15 protein-coding genes are annotated in these 13,635 nt (G+C 65.9%); 13 read left to right on the top strand and 2 right to left on the bottom strand.

Features of this window, described 5'->3' with window-relative positions:
• Window positions 1–3: 3 nt before the first annotated feature.
• The 6 genes from CEX88_RS09845 to CEX88_RS09820 all read left to right on the top strand — a co-directional run bounded on the left by CEX88_RS09845 (window position 4) and on the right by CEX88_RS09820 (window position 6,207).
• Window positions 4–759: a deoxyribonuclease IV gene (locus tag CEX88_RS09845; protein ID WP_094293330.1), complete on the top strand. Its 756-nt coding sequence runs from the start codon at window positions 4–6 to the stop codon at window positions 757–759.
• Between the two features lie 55 nt (window positions 760–814).
• On the top strand, window positions 815–2,062 hold the full coding sequence (locus CEX88_RS09840) for a phosphatase PAP2 family protein (RefSeq protein WP_238382026.1): 1,248 nt from the start codon (window positions 815–817) through the stop codon (window positions 2,060–2,062).
• 62 nt (window positions 2,063–2,124) lie between these two features.
• A complete protein-coding gene (locus tag CEX88_RS09835; RefSeq protein ID WP_068193362.1) occupies window positions 2,125–3,753 on the top strand; it encodes an acyl-CoA dehydrogenase family protein in 1,629 nt (542 codons plus the stop codon).
• Window positions 3,750–4,688, top strand: a complete 939-nt coding sequence (locus CEX88_RS09830) for a crotonase/enoyl-CoA hydratase family protein (protein WP_068193364.1) — start codon at window positions 3,750–3,752, stop codon at window positions 4,686–4,688. The genes CEX88_RS09835 and CEX88_RS09830 overlap by 4 nt, the downstream gene beginning before the upstream one ends.
• Window positions 4,688–5,446 carry a PaaX family transcriptional regulator C-terminal domain-containing protein gene (locus CEX88_RS09825; protein WP_094293329.1) on the top strand — a complete coding sequence of 253 codons (759 nt, stop codon included), beginning with the start codon at window positions 4,688–4,690 and terminating at the stop codon, window positions 5,444–5,446. The genes CEX88_RS09830 and CEX88_RS09825 overlap by 1 nt, the downstream gene beginning before the upstream one ends.
• On the top strand, window positions 5,443–6,207 hold the full coding sequence (locus CEX88_RS09820; RefSeq protein ID WP_202931433.1) for a crotonase/enoyl-CoA hydratase family protein: 765 nt from the start codon (window positions 5,443–5,445) through the stop codon (window positions 6,205–6,207). Before CEX88_RS09825 ends, CEX88_RS09820 begins: the two co-directional genes overlap by 4 nt.
• A 102-nt stretch (window positions 6,208–6,309) precedes the next feature.
• On the opposite strand, the gene CEX88_RS09815 is transcribed toward CEX88_RS09820, so the two are convergent.
• Together CEX88_RS09815 and CEX88_RS09810 are read right to left on the bottom strand one after the other, a co-directional pair.
• Window positions 6,310–6,717 carry a DUF3060 domain-containing protein gene (locus tag CEX88_RS09815; RefSeq protein WP_094293328.1) on the bottom strand — a complete coding sequence of 136 codons (408 nt, stop codon included), beginning with the start codon at window positions 6,715–6,717 and terminating at the stop codon, window positions 6,310–6,312.
• 2 nt (window positions 6,718–6,719) lie between these two features.
• On the bottom strand, window positions 6,720–7,154 hold the full coding sequence (locus CEX88_RS09810; RefSeq protein ID WP_066849557.1) for a DUF3060 domain-containing protein: 435 nt from the start codon (window positions 7,152–7,154) through the stop codon (window positions 6,720–6,722).
• Between the two features lie 86 nt (window positions 7,155–7,240).
• On the opposite strand from CEX88_RS09810, the gene CEX88_RS09805 reads away from it, so the two are divergent.
• The 7 genes from CEX88_RS09805 (at window position 7,241) to tuf (ending at window position 13,620) form a co-directional block, all read left to right on the top strand.
• Window positions 7,241–7,771: a DUF3558 domain-containing protein gene (locus CEX88_RS09805; protein ID WP_094293327.1), complete on the top strand. Its 531-nt coding sequence runs from the start codon at window positions 7,241–7,243 to the stop codon at window positions 7,769–7,771.
• Between the two features lie 3 nt (window positions 7,772–7,774).
• Window positions 7,775–8,302, top strand: a complete 528-nt coding sequence (locus CEX88_RS09800) for a DUF3558 family protein (RefSeq protein WP_094293326.1) — start codon at window positions 7,775–7,777, stop codon at window positions 8,300–8,302.
• Window positions 8,303–8,379: 77 nt separating this feature from the next.
• Window positions 8,380–8,967 carry a TetR/AcrR family transcriptional regulator gene (locus tag CEX88_RS09795; protein ID WP_066849551.1) on the top strand — a complete coding sequence of 196 codons (588 nt, stop codon included), beginning with the start codon at window positions 8,380–8,382 and terminating at the stop codon, window positions 8,965–8,967.
• A gap of 334 nt (window positions 8,968–9,301) precedes the next feature.
• A complete protein-coding gene (gene rpsL, locus CEX88_RS09790) occupies window positions 9,302–9,676 on the top strand; it encodes a 30S ribosomal protein S12 (protein WP_064345572.1) in 375 nt (124 codons plus the stop codon).
• Window positions 9,676–10,146 (top strand): 30S ribosomal protein S7, encoded by a 471-nt coding sequence (rpsG, locus tag CEX88_RS09785; RefSeq protein ID WP_064400139.1) that lies wholly within the window; start codon window positions 9,676–9,678, stop codon window positions 10,144–10,146. Before rpsL ends, rpsG begins: the two co-directional genes overlap by 1 nt.
• 95 nt (window positions 10,147–10,241) lie before the next feature.
• Window positions 10,242–12,347 (top strand): elongation factor G, encoded by a 2,106-nt coding sequence (fusA, locus tag CEX88_RS09780; RefSeq protein WP_082961854.1) that lies wholly within the window; start codon window positions 10,242–10,244, stop codon window positions 12,345–12,347.
• Window positions 12,348–12,429: 82 nt separating this feature from the next.
• A complete protein-coding gene (gene tuf, locus CEX88_RS09775) occupies window positions 12,430–13,620 on the top strand; it encodes an elongation factor Tu (protein ID WP_064400138.1) in 1,191 nt (396 codons plus the stop codon).
• Window positions 13,621–13,635: the final 15 nt, after the last annotated feature.

Genomic DNA, 13,635 nt, shown 5'->3' with positions numbered 1-13,635 from the left:
GTCGTGCTCATCGGTTCGCACGTCCACGGTGACGACCCCCTGGCCGCGGCGGAAGCTGACGGCGCCGACGTGGTGCAGTTCTTCCTCGGCAACCCGCAGAGCTGGAAGAAACCCAAACCGCGAGACGACGCCGAGACGCTCAAGGCGTCCAGCGTCCCCCTCTACGTCCACGCGCCGTACCTGATCAACGTCGCGTCGGCCAACAACCGGGTGCGTATCCCGTCGCGCAAGATCCTGCAGGACACCTGCGACGCGGCGTCGGAGATCAACGCGACGGCGGTCATCGTGCACGGCGGTCACGCCGACGACAAAGACTGGGAAGCCGGTTTCGAACGCTGGGTCAAGGCGTTGGATTACCTCGAAACCGATGTGCCCGTCTATCTGGAGAACACCGCGGGCGGCGACCACGCGATGGCCCGCCACTTCGACGTCATCGCCCGGTTGTGGGACCACATCGGCGACAAGGAAATCGGCTTCTGCCTGGACACCTGCCACGCGTGGGCCGCAGGGGAGAAGCTGATCGACGCCGTCGACCGGATCAAAGCCATCACCGGACGCATCGATTTGGTGCACTGCAACGACTCGCGCGATGCGGCCGGGTCGGGCGCCGACCGGCACGCCAACTTCGGCACCGGCCAGATCGATCCGCAGTTGCTGGTCGCGGTGGTGCAGGCCGCGGGCGCACCCGTCATCTGCGAAACCGCAGACGAGGGTCGCAAAGACGACATCGCCTTCCTGCGCGAGCACATCACGACCTGATAACCGAACCGCAGTCGAACGCGCGGCAACTGCGGGGTGAACTAGATTCAACTAAGTGTCTGCGGTCGACGAGTCGTCAGTTGCGTCGCAGCGCGCCCCCGAGACAGCCCAGACGCGGGACCGCCGGCTCAAGTACGTGCGCAGGATCGCCGTCGCGATATGGGCTGCGGTCATCGTGTACCGCACAGTCACCGAGGGTTTCGCCTTCAACCGTGAGCTGGTGCTGCTCTACATCGCCACCGGCCTGCTGGCTGCGAGCATCGGTCAGGTCCGCCGCATGCTCTATGTCATTCGCGACTGGCTTCCGTTCGCGCTGATCCTGCTCGCCTACGACCTGAGCAGGGGCGCCGCGGACATGATCGGGCGACCGACGCTGTGGGACTGGCCCGTCGAGGCCGATCGCTGGCTTTTCTTCGGCACCGTGCCGACCGTGTGGCTTCAGGAGCAGCTCAAACAGGGACAACCACCGTGGTGGGAAGTCGTCCTGAGCTGCGTCTACATGTCGTTCTTCATCCTGCCGTACGTGGTGGCCGGGGTGCTGTGGCTGCGTGATCGCGCGGAGTGGAAGGCGTTTGTGCGCCTGTTCGTCGGCTTGAACTTCGCGGGCTTGGCCATCTACGCGCTGGTTCCGGCCGCGCCACCGTGGGCCGCGGCCCGCTGCACCCCTGCCGACGTCGAGGGCGGACCGGCGTTCGCGCCCTGCATGTTCCGCTCGGCGCGTGAAGTGCCCGACGGCGGTGTGCTCGGGGCGATGCAATCCAGTCAGGACGGGGCGAATCCGTGGATCGAGCGGATTGTCGGACGCGGCTGGGGCAACCTGAACATGCATACCGCCAGCGCGCTGCTCGATGCCGGCCAGGCCAGTGTCAACCTGGTGGCGGCGATACCGTCCCTGCACGCCGGCATGACGGCAGCGGTCGCGGCCTTCCTGTGGCATCGCGTGCACGGAGCGTGGCGTCCAGTGCTCGCGGCTTATGTGCTCCTGATGGCTTTCACGCTGGTGTACACCGCCGAGCACTACGTCATCGACATCCTGCTCGGCTGGGCGCTGGCCGCCGCGGTCATCGTCGTCCTCCACCGTTACGGGAAGTGGCGACGAGCGAGGGCGTCGCGCGCTGTGGGGCGCTCCGTCGAGATGGTTCCGTTCTACGAGCGACCGGACGCCCCCGAGCCGTCGGCCGAGCCCGACCCGCCGGTAGCACCGACGCCCGTTGCGAAACCGGCGCCCGTTGCCAAACCGGAGCCCGTTGGGAAACCGGAGCCGCGCCGCCGAGACGTCGTCGCCGAACTCGACAGCCGCTGACCGATCCCCACCCGCTATTACGACTATTGTGCAGCTGTTCGTAAAAGTGTAATAGTGGTCTCATGCCAGATACGCATGTCGTCACCAACCAGGTCCCCCCGCTGGAGGACTACAACCCGGCGACCTCGCCCGTTCTCACCGAGGCGCTGATCCGCGAGGGCGGCGAATGGGGCCTCGACGAGGTCACCGAGTTGGGTGCGCTGTCGGGCTCTAGGCAGGCGCAGCGCTGGGGCGAGCTGGCCGACCGCAACCAGCCGATTCTGCGTACTCACGACCGCTACGGCCATCGCGTCGACGAGGTCGAATACGATCCCGCCTACCACTCGCTGATGAGCGTGGCCATCAAGCACGGCTTGCACGCCGCACCGTGGGCCGACGACCGGCCCGGAGCACACGTCGTGCGCGCCGCCAAGACCTCGGTGTGGACGCCCGAACCCGGTCACATCTGCCCGATTTCGATGACCTACGCCGTGGTGCCTGCACTGCGCCACAACCCCGAACTGGCGGCGGTGTACGAACCGCTGCTGGTCAGTCGCGAGTACGACCCCGATCTCAAGGTGCCCACCACCAAGGCCGGTATCACCGCAGGCATGTCGATGACTGAAAAGCAGGGCGGCTCCGATGTGCGGGCCGGCACCACCGAGGCGACCCCCAATGGCGACGGCAGTTACTTGCTGCGCGGGCACAAGTGGTTCACCTCGGCGCCGATGTGCGACATCTTCCTGGTGCTCGCCCAAGCGCCCGGCGGGCTCTCGTGTTTCCTGTTGCCGCGAGTTCTGCCCGACGGCAGCCGCAACCGGATGTTTCTGCAACGGCTCAAAGACAAGCTCGGCAACCACGCCAACGCGTCGTCGGAAGTGGAATACGACGGCGCGGTCGCCTGGCTCGTCGGCGAAGAGGGCCGCGGCGTGCCGACCATCATCGAGATGGTCAACCTGACACGTTTGGACTGCACGCTCGGCAGCGCGACCAGCATGCGCAACGGGCTGGCCCGCGCGATCCATCACACCCAGCACCGAAAGGCGTTCGGCGAGTACCTGATTGATCAGCCGCTGATGCGCAATGTGCTGGCCGACCTCGCGGTCGAGGCTGAGGCGGCCACGGTCCTGGCGATGCGCATGGCCGGCGCGACCGATGCCGCGGTGCGCGGCGACACCCGCGAGACCCTGCTGCGGCGCATCGGCCTGGCGGCCGGCAAGTACTGGGTGTGCAAACGCGCCACCCCGCACGCGGCCGAGGCGATGGAGTGCCTGGGCGGCAACGGCTATGTCGAGGAGTCGGGCATGCCGCGGCTGTACCGGGAAGCGCCGCTGATGGGCATCTGGGAGGGGTCTGGCAACGTCAGCGCGCTGGATACGTTGCGCGCCATGGCGACTCGCCCGGAGTGCATCGACGTGCTGTTCGACGAACTCGGTCGGACCGCGGGTGCGGATGCGCGACTCGATGCCCACGTCGAGGCCTTACGGCCGGCCCTGGGTGACCTTGAGACCATTCAGTACCGCGCCCGCAAGGTCGCCGAGGACATCAGCCTCGCGCTGCAGGGTTCGCTGTTGGTGCGCCACGGGCATCCCGCCGTCGCGGAGGCGTTCTTGGCCACCCGGATGGGTGGCGCCTGGGGCGGTGCGTTCGGAACCCTGCCCACCGGACTCGATCTCGCGCCGATCATCGAACGTGCTTTGGTCAAGGGATGACCCACGCGATCAGGCCGGTCGACTTCGACGACCTGAAGACGATGACCTACGAGGTCACGGACCGGGTCGCCCGCATCACGTTCAACCGGCCGGAGAAGGGCAACGCGATCGTCGCGGACACACCGCTGGAGTTGTCCGCGCTCGTGGAACGCGCCGACCTCGACCCGAACGTGCACGTGATTCTGGTTTCCGGTCGGGGCGAAGGGTTCTGCGCCGGATTCGATCTGTCCGCCTACGCCGAGGGATCGTCGTCTGCCGGTGGCGGTAGCCCCTACCGCGACACCGTACTGTCGGGCAGGACGCAGGCCGTCAACCACCTGCCGGATCAGCCGTGGGACCCGATGATCGACTACCAGATGATGAGTAGGTTCGTCCGCGGCTTCTCCAGCCTGATGCACTGTGACAAGCCCACGGTGGTCAAGATCCACGGTTACTGTGTCGCCGGCGGCACCGACATCGCGCTGCACGCCGATCAGGTGATCGCCGCTTCAGACGCCAAGATCGGCTACCCGCCGACCCGCGTGTGGGGGGTGCCCGCGGCCGGGATGTGGGCCCACCGGCTCGGCGATCAGCGCGCCAAACGACTTCTGCTGACCGGGGATTCGATAACGGGTGCGCAGGCCGCCGAATGGGGGTTGGCGGTCGAGGCGCCGTCGCCCGAGGAGCTGGACGCGCGCACCGAACGGTTGGTGGAGCGGATCTCCCGCGTACCGATCAACCAGCTGATCATGGTCAAGCTGGCGATGAACTCCGCGCTGTATTCGCAGGGGACGGCCAACAGCGCGATGGTCTCCACCGTCTTCGACGGCATCGCCCGCCACACCCCAGAAGGGCACGCATTCGTCGCCCAGTCACGCGAACACGGCTTCCGGGAAGCGGTCCGGCAGCGCGACGAGCCGTTCGGCGACCACGGACGCAGGGCTTCGGAAGTCTGATGACGAAGTCGATCTCGCGGATGACGGCCCGCTCCGTCGTGCTGAGCGTCCTGTTGGGGGCGCACCCGGCATGGGCGACCGCGAGCGAACTGGTCAAGCTCACAGCAGATTTCGGCATCAGGGAGTCGACGGTGCGGGTCGCGTTGACGCGGATGGTCGGCGCAGGCGATCTGGTTCGTTCCGAGGACGGCTACCGGTTGTCCGACCGCTTGCTGGCGCGGCAACGACGGCAGGACGACGCCATCAACCCCCGGGCGCGGCCGTGGCGCGGTGACTGGACCACGGTGGTGATCACCAGCATCGGGTCCGACCCCCGCGCCAGGGCCGGTTTGCGAAGCACTCTGCAGGACGGCCGATTCGCCGAACTGCGCGAGGGGGTGTGGCTGCGACCGGACAACCTGGACACCGCGCTGCCACCCGAGGTGATGCAGCGGGTGCGGCTGTTGGTTTCCCGTGACGCCGAACCCGCCGAGTTGGTATGCCTGCTGTGGGATCTGCCGGCCTGGGCGCGGGAGGGCAAGTCGTTGCTCGACGAGATCGACTCGGCGCCCGAGGTTCCCGACCGGTTCGTCGCTGCGACCGCAATCGTGCGTCACCTGCTCACCGATCCGGTGTTGCCGGAGGAACTGCTGCCCGACGACTGGCCGGGCGCGGCGCTGCGCCAGGCCTACAACGACTTCGCCGCGGAGTTGTCTGCGCGGCGCGACAACGCTGGATTGTCGCTCACGCGACGCGACCAACTGATGGAGGCGAGATGACGGGCGGAGTGCGGGTCGAGAAGAACGGCGCCGTGACGACGGTGATCATGAATCGACCCGAGGCGCGCAATGCCGTCAACGGCCCGGCCGCCGCCGGGTTGTACGCCGCTTTCGACGAGTTCGACAAGGACGACTCGGCCTCCGTCGCGGTGTTGTGGGGTGACAACGGAACGTTCTGTGCCGGAGCCGATTTGAAGACATTCGGAACGTCCGATGCCAACCCGGTACACCGCACCGGCCCCGGTCCGATGGGTCCGAGTCGAATGGTGTTGTCCAAACCGGTGATCGCGGCGGTCAGCGGCTACGCTGTTGCCGGCGGTCTGGAGCTGGCGTTGTGGTGCGATATGCGCGTCGTCGAGGAGGACGCGATCATGGGGGTCTTCTGCCGGCGTTGGGGTGTCCCGCTGATCGACGGTGGGACCGTGCGGTTACCGCGGTTGATCGGCCACAGCCGGGCGATGGACCTCATCCTCACCGGCCGCGCCGTCGACGCGGCCGAGGCCTTGGCGATGGGTTTGGCCAACCGAGTGGTGCCCACCGGTGAAGCGCGACAGCGGGCGGAGCAACTCGCAGCGGAACTGGCCCAGCTGCCGCAGCAGTGCATGCGTGCCGATCGTCTGTCGGCTCTGAGCCAGTGGGGCCGCTCGGAGCCCGAGGCGATGGACTTCGAGTTCGGCAGCATGTCGCGCGTCGCCGCCGAATCCCTGGAGGGGGCAGCCCGTTTCGCGGCCGGTGCGGGCAGGCACGGCGCCAACGCCTAGCGCAGCCTGCGGACCGTCGACCCGGCGCGAGCGACCGCAGAGTGCCGCAGACCCGCGGCGTGTCTTGTGCAGACACGGTCTCTCGCGCAGAAGAGAGCGGTTTCAGCCCTTGGTGATCGTGTTGTTGCTGCCGGTGTCGTTGATCTTCGGATCACCGTCTTTGTAGGTCACCGTGTTGTTGAGGCCGACGACGCTGATCTCCTTGTCGACCCGCTCGAAGGTGACTTTGTTGTCGGCGCCGCCGATATTCACGTTCGCACAGGTGCCCTTCACCGTGAGGGTGTTGTTCGACCCGCCGATGTTGAGCGATTTGCCGTCGGCGCAGTCGATGTCGGCGGTCGTGCCGAATGAGCCGTAGTTGATCGTGTTGCCGACCTCGACCTGGGCGCCGGACGTGCCCGCCGTCGCGGTGGGGGTGTTGGTGTCCGAGCTTTCAGATCCGCAGCCGGTGAACAGAAACGCGGCGGCGGCCGCACCGATGAGGGGATAGGCGATGGTGGTGGCTCGCATGCTCATGCGGGTACCCGGTTGATGCGGTTGGTCATTCCCAGTTCACGTCCGCGGTCCAAGACGATCGGGTTGCCGTTCTTGTACAACACGGTCTGGTCCCACCCGTAGACCGTGATGTCGTTGATCACGTTGTCGGCGACAACGACATTGCCGTTGCCTTGCATCGTCACCGCCCAGCAGGTGCCCAGCGTGGTGATCTGATTGTTCGCGCCGTTGACGAGCAGCGTGGAGTTGGCGCAGTCGATCGTCTCGACGACACCGATACCGGTGATGGTGGTGTCGGTTCCCTGATGGCGACCGACGACGCTGTTGTCGGCGCACTCGCGGGCCAACGGGTTGCAGACCACCGGTTCCGCCTGCGCCACGGGAGCGGCGAGGATCAGCGGGAACACCACGGCGGATGCCGTCAGTGACCGAGTCACAGCTGTCCACATCATGGAGGAAGCGTACGTCGCGACCGGCGAGATCCACAGACGTTCACCCGAGTCGCTATTAACGGTCGCGCTGGGTAGCGTGAGCGGCGATGCGTTGGCGGTTTCCGATTGCTGTCGCGGCGGTCGTGGCGGTGGTGACGGTGGCGGGGTGTGCTGAGACCGTCAACGGAACCGCGCAGCGAGCCACGCCTGCCGTACCGGATCCCGAACGGAACTACGGGTACGTCGACGACCGCTGCGCCCTGCTCGACGACGACACCGTCCAGGAGATCCTGGGCGCCGACAGTGTCGTGCGGCCCTACAGCGGAGCGGTCTGCCAGTACGTGGCGTTCCGCGGCGACGTGACGATTGACGCGACGTTCTCCTGGTTCCAGACCGGAAACCTCGATCGCGAACACGCGTTGGCCACCGAGCGCGGCGCGAAGATCACCGAGACCGTCGTGGAACGCCATCCGGCTTTCGTCGCGCGCCGCGACGTCACAGGCGCGGCATGCTCGGTCACCGCCGCGGCGGGCAGCGGGGTGCTGAGCTGGTGGGTGCAGTTTCGCGATCAGCGCGCCGGCGATCCGTGCCAGGAAGCGCAGGATCTCCTCTCGGCCACCCTGAAGTCGGAGATGTGACCCGTGCCCGCCCGCTGGACTCGCCGACTCGTCGCGCTCGCCGCCTGCGCCGCCGCGCTGACGGCCTGCGGATCGTCCGATGACGCGCCGGCCTCTCCGGCGCCCGCGAACCCGGACGGCGGATTCCGCAGCGTGGACTGCAACGGCATCACCGACGCCGACATCGCGGCGGCCGCCGGGACGGACGGGTTCACCAAGACGGTCGTCAGCGACGCGGGCTGCTTCTGGCAGGAGAACACCATGTTCGGCACCGTCGGCGCGGGGATGGGTATTTCGACCTGGTGGTACCGCGGCAGCGATATGGACACCGAGCGGTCGCTGGAACAACAGGCCGGTCGCACCTTGACCGAACTCTCCGTGGACGGCAACAAAGGTTTCAAGGCGTTCGACGGAAATGCGTGCAGCTTCTATGTCGCCAAGGGCGGCGACGTCATCACCTGGTCCATCCAGACCATGAACCCCGCGACGCTGCCCGATCTGTGCTCGATCACCGAACAACTCGCCGAGCTCAGTCAGGAGCGCGTCAACTGACTGCGAGGGAACTAGAGGTGTTAGTTTTCTCCGGGTATCAACTTGGACAGATTGAGACGGCAGGGGGCGAAGCGCGCATGGCACAGCCCCCGAGCACGTCCACCAGGAAAGCCCCCCGGCTCAGTCGCGAGACGATCGTCAACGCCGCGCTGACCTTCCTGGATCGCGAAGGCTGGGATGCGCTGACCATCAACGCGCTCGCCACCCAGCTCGGCACCAAGGGCCCATCGCTCTACAACCATGTCAACAGCCTCGAGGACCTGCGCAGAACAGTGCGGATGCGCGTCGTCGGCGACCTCATCGGCATGCTCACCAACGTCGCGGAGGGCCGCACCCGCGACGATGCGGTGACCGCGATGGCCAGTGCTTACCGCAGCTATGCACATCACCATCCGGGACGGTATTCGGCCTTCACCAGGATGCCGCTCGGTGGCGACGACCCGGAGTTCACCGAAGCCACCCGGGCGGCCGCCGCACCCGTCATCGCGGTCCTGGCCTCCTACGGTCTCGAGGGTGAGAACGCGTTCTATGCGGCATTGGAATTCTGGTCGGCGATGCACGGTTTCGTCCTGCTGGAGATGACCGGGGCGATGGACGGTATCGACACCGACGCGGTGTACAGCGATATGGTGATGCGATTGGCCTCCGGGATGGAGCGTCGTTAGCCACATACGCCACAGGCATCCGGAGAATGTCATCTGACCTGCGGTTAGGGCACAATCGACGGGTTTGGAGCGCTGCCCCTGTCCTGGTATTGTGGACGATCGTGCCTGGCAGATAAGGCGCTTCGCGGGGCCGTGTACGAAAAGGACCTGCTAAGCGCGCCTGCACGCCGGGCCAATTCGCATGTCGCCATGCTCCGAGAATTGAGGCAATGCCTTCGAATTGCTTCGGACGGGCGCGTGCGACACACCCGGTCGCGGGGTACGTGCCCGGGGCAAAAGCGCAGTACACAGACTTGACCAGAACTTAAGAAGCAGCAACACAGAAAGCCGGTAGATGCCAACCATCCAGCAGCTGGTCCGCAAGGGTCGCCACGACAAGCCCGCCAAGGCGAAGACTGCGGCCCTCAAGGGCAGCCCGCAGCGCCGCGGAGTGTGCACCCGCGTGTACACGACCACCCCGAAGAAGCCGAACTCGGCGCTTCGGAAGGTCGCGCGCGTCAAGCTGACCAGCGCGGTCGAGGTCACCGCCTACATCCCGGGCGAGGGCCACAACCTGCAGGAGCACTCGATGGTGTTGGTGCGCGGCGGCCGTGTGAAGGACCTGCCCGGCGTGCGCTACAAGATCATTCGCGGCTCTCTGGACACCCAGGGCGTGAAGAACCGCAAGCAGGCGCGCAGCCGCTACGGCGCCAAGAAGGAGAAGAGCTGATGCCGCGCAAGGGACCGGCGCCCAAGCGTCCGTTGGTCAACGACCCGGTGTACGGGTCGCAGCTGGTGACTCAGCTGGTCAACAAGGTTCTGATGGACGGGAAGAAATCGTTGGCCGAGCGCATTGTTTATGGTGCGCTCGAACAGGCCCGCGACAAGACCGGCACCGATCCGGTGGTCACCCTCAAGCGCGCTCTGGACAACGTCAAGCCGGCACTCGAGGTTCGCAGCCGTCGCGTCGGCGGCGCCACCTACCAGGTTCCCGTGGAGGTGCGTCCGGATCGCTCGGTCACGCTGGCACTTCGTTGGCTGGTCAGCTTCTCCAAGGCCCGTCGCGAGAAGACGATGATCGAGCGTCTGGCGAACGAGATCCTCGACGCCAGCAATGGTCTGGGTGCCGCCGTCAAGCGGCGTGAGGACACCCACAAGATGGCCGAGGCAAACCGCGCGTTCGCGCACTACCGCTGGTGATGTGACGCCCCGGAGTCGCGGGCGCGACATGGCACAGAGCGGTGTCGCCGGGGCGAAATGACAACAGCAACTACCAAGCGAAAGAGAAGACTTCTGTGGCACAGAAGGACGTGCTTACCGACCTGAACAAGGTCCGCAACATCGGCATCATGGCGCACATCGATGCCGGTAAGACCACGACGACCGAACGCATCCTGTACTACACCGGTGTCAACTACAAGATCGGTGAGACGCACGACGGCGCTTCGACCACCGACTGGATGGAGCAGGAGCAGGAGCGCGGTATCACCATCACCTCCGCGGCTGTCACCTGTTTCTGGAATGACAACCAGATCAACATCATCGACACCCCGGGCCACGTTGACTTCACCGTCGAGGTGGAGCGCAGCCTGCGTGTGCTCGACGGCGCCGTCGCGGTGTTCGACGGTAAAGAGGGCGTGGAGCCGCAGTCCGAGCAGGTGTGGCGCCAGGCCGACAAGTACGACGTGCCGCGCATCTGCTTCGTCAACAAGATGGACAAGCTGGGCGCGGACTTCTACTTCACCGTGCGCACCATCGAGGAGCGCCTCGGCGCCACGCCGCTGGTGATTCAGCTGCCGATCGGCGCGGAGAACGACTTCATCGGCGTGGTCGACCTGGTCGAGATGCGCGCCAAGGTGTGGCGCGGCGAGACCGCCCTCGGGGAGAAGTACGAGGTCGAGGACATCCCCGCCGACTTGGCCGAGAAGGCCGAGGAGTACCGCACCAAGCTGCTCGAGGCCGTCGCCGAGACCGACGAGGACCTGCTGGACAAGTACGTCGGCGGCGAGGAGATCTCGGTCGACGAGATCAAGGCCGCGATCCGCAAGCTGACCGTCAACTCGGAGCTGTACCCGGTGCTGTGCGGCAGCGCGTTCAAGAACAAGGGCGTGCAGCCCATGCTCGACGCGGTCATCGACTACCTGCCGTCGCCCCTGGACGTCGAGTCCGTGCAGGGTCACGTGCCCGGTAAAGAGGACGAGGCCATCAGCCGCAAGCCGTCGACCGACGAGCCGTTCTCCGCGCTCGCGTTCAAGATCGCGGTGCACCCGTTCTTCGGCAAGTTGACCTACGTTCGCGTCTACTCCGGCACCGTCGAGTCCGGTTCGCAGGTCATCAACTCCACCAAGGGCAAGAAGGAGCGGCTGGGCAAGCTGTTCCAGATGCACGCCAACAAGGAGAACCCTGTTGAACGGGCGTCCGCGGGGCACATCTACGCGGTGATCGGTCTCAAGGACACCACCACCGGTGACACGCTGTCGGACGCCAACGAGCAGATCGTGCTCGAGTCGATGACGTTCCCGGACCCGGTCATCGAGGTGGCCATCGAGCCCAAGACCAAGAGCGACCAGGAGAAGCTCGGTACGGCGATCCAGAAGCTGGCCGAAGAGGACCCGACGTTCAAGGTCCACCTGGACCAGGAGACCGGCCAGACCGTGATCGGCGGGATGGGCGAGCTTCACCTCGACATCCTCGTCGACCGGATGAAGCGTGAGTTCAAGGTCGAGGCCAACGTCGGTAAGCCGCAGGTGGCCTACCGCGAGACCATCAAGCGCAAGGTCGAGAAGGTCGAGTTCACCCACAAGAAGCAGACGGGTGGTTCGGGCCAGTTCGCCAAGGTCATCATCGACCTCGAGCCGTTCACCGGCGAGGACGGGGCGACCTACGAGTTCGAGAACAAGGTCACCGGCGGCCGTATCCCTCGCGAGTACATCCCGTCGGTCGACGCCGGCGCCCAGGACGCCATGCAGTACGGCGTGCTGGCCGGCTACCCGCTGGTCAACCTCAAGGTCACGCTGCTCGACGGCGCCTACCACGAGGTGGACTCATCGGAAATGGCCTTCAAGGTCGCAGGTTCGCAGGTGCTGAAGAAAGCGGCACAGGCTGCGCAGCCGGTGATCCTCGAGCCGATCATGGCGGTCGAAGTGACCACACCCGAGGACTACATGGGTGAAGTGATCGGTGACCTGAACTCCCGCCGTGGTCAGATCCAGGCCATGGAGGAGCGATCGGGTGCCCGCGTCGTCAAGGCGCTGGTACCGCTGTCGGAGATGTTCGGCTACGTCGGCGACCTTCGGTCGAAGACCCAGGGCCGGGCTAACTACTCCATGGTGTTCGACTCGTACGCCGAAGTTCCGGCGGCCGTGTCGAAGGAGATCATCGCGAAGGCGACCGGGCAGTAACCCCGGTTGGTTCGCGGCGAGAAACAACTGCAAAGATCAACACTGCTTTAGACAAGCACTAACAGTCCAGGAGGACCACACAGTGGCGAAGGCGAAGTTCGAGCGGACGAAGCCGCACGTCAACATCGGGACCATCGGTCACGTTGACCACGGCAAGACGACGCTGACCGCAGCAATCACCAAGGTGCTGCACGACAAGTTCCCGGAGTTGAACGAGTCGCGCGCATTCGACCAGATCGACAATGCGCCTGAGGAGCGTCAGCGCGGCATCACGATCAACATCTCCCACGTGGAGTACCAGACCGACAAGCGCCACTACGCGCACGTCGATGCCCCCGGTCACGCCGACTACATCAAGAACATGATCACCGGTGCCGCCCAGATGGACGGCGCGATCCTGGTGGTCGCGGCGACCGACGGCCCGATGCCGCAGACGCGCGAGCACGTGCTGCTCGCCCGTCAGGTCGGCGTGCCTTACATCCTGGTCGCGTTGAACAAGGCCGACGCGGTCGATGACGAGGAGCTCATCGAGCTCGTCGAGATGGAGGTCCGCGAACTGCTGGCCGCCCAGGACTTCGACGAGGAGGCCCCGGTCATCCGCGTGTCGGCGCTCAAGGCGCTCGAGGGCGACGAGAAGTGGGTCAAGTCGGTCGAGGAGCTCATGGAGGCCGTCGACGAGTCGATCCCGGACCCTGTCCGCGAGACCGACAAGCCGTTCCTGATGCCCGTCGAGGACGTCTTCACCATCACCGGCCGCGGCACCGTGGTCACCGGTCGCGTCGAGCGTGGCGTGATCAACGTGAACGAGGAAGTCGAGATCGTCGGCATTCGCCCCGACACCACCAAGACCACGGTCACCGGTGTCGAGATGTTCCGCAAGCTGCTCGACCAGGGTCAGGCCGGCGACAACGTCGGTCTGCTGCTGCGCGGCATCAAGCGTGAGGACGTCGAGCGCGGTCAGGTCGTCGTGAAGCCCGGCACCACCACGCCGCACACCGAGTTCGAGGGCCAGGTCTACATCCTGTCCAAGGACGAGGGCGGCCGGCACACGCCGTTCTTCAACAACTACCGTCCGCAGTTCTACTTCCGCACCACGGACGTGACCGGCGTCGTGACGCTGCCGGAGGGCACCGAGATGGTGATGCCCGGCGACAACACCGACATCTCGGTCAAGCTGATCCAGCCCGTCGCCATGGACGAGGGTCTGCGCTTCGCGATTCGCGAGGGCGGCCGTACCGTCGGTGCCGGCCGGGTCACCAAGATCGTCAAGTGATCTGAAGCCAGTCGC

Origin of the sequence: Mycobacterium neumannii, assembly GCF_002245615.1 — a bacterium.
In the GTDB taxonomy this organism is placed as follows: Bacteria; Actinomycetota; Actinomycetes; order Mycobacteriales; family Mycobacteriaceae; genus Mycobacterium; species Mycobacterium neumannii_A.
Note: the sequence above shows the minus strand (reverse complement) of the source record. Positions and strands in the feature narration are given on the sequence as shown.

What these genes read in the sequence shown, in the direction of transcription:
- CEX88_RS09795 (WP_066849551.1), top strand. Translation starts at nt 8,380, where the DNA reads ATGGCACAGCCCCCGAGCACGTCCACCAGGAAAGCCCCCCGGCTCAGT.
- rpsG (WP_064400139.1), top strand. Translation starts at nt 9,676, where the DNA reads ATGCCGCGCAAGGGACCGGCGCCCAAGCGTCCGTTGGTCAACGACCCG.
- CEX88_RS09825 (WP_094293329.1), top strand. Translation starts at nt 4,688, where the DNA reads ATGACGAAGTCGATCTCGCGGATGACGGCCCGCTCCGTCGTGCTGAGC.
- CEX88_RS09805 (WP_094293327.1), top strand. Translation starts at nt 7,241, where the DNA reads ATGCGTTGGCGGTTTCCGATTGCTGTCGCGGCGGTCGTGGCGGTGGTG.
- CEX88_RS09815 (WP_094293328.1), bottom strand. Translation starts at nt 6,717, where the DNA reads ATGCGAGCCACCACCATCGCCTATCCCCTCATCGGTGCGGCCGCCGCC.
- CEX88_RS09835 (WP_068193362.1), top strand. Translation starts at nt 2,125, where the DNA reads ATGCCAGATACGCATGTCGTCACCAACCAGGTCCCCCCGCTGGAGGAC.
- CEX88_RS09810 (WP_066849557.1), bottom strand. Translation starts at nt 7,154, where the DNA reads ATGATGTGGACAGCTGTGACTCGGTCACTGACGGCATCCGCCGTGGTG.
- rpsL (WP_064345572.1), top strand. Translation starts at nt 9,302, where the DNA reads ATGCCAACCATCCAGCAGCTGGTCCGCAAGGGTCGCCACGACAAGCCC.
- CEX88_RS09830 (WP_068193364.1), top strand. Translation starts at nt 3,750, where the DNA reads ATGACCCACGCGATCAGGCCGGTCGACTTCGACGACCTGAAGACGATG.
- CEX88_RS09820 (WP_202931433.1), top strand. Translation starts at nt 5,443, where the DNA reads ATGACGGGCGGAGTGCGGGTCGAGAAGAACGGCGCCGTGACGACGGTG.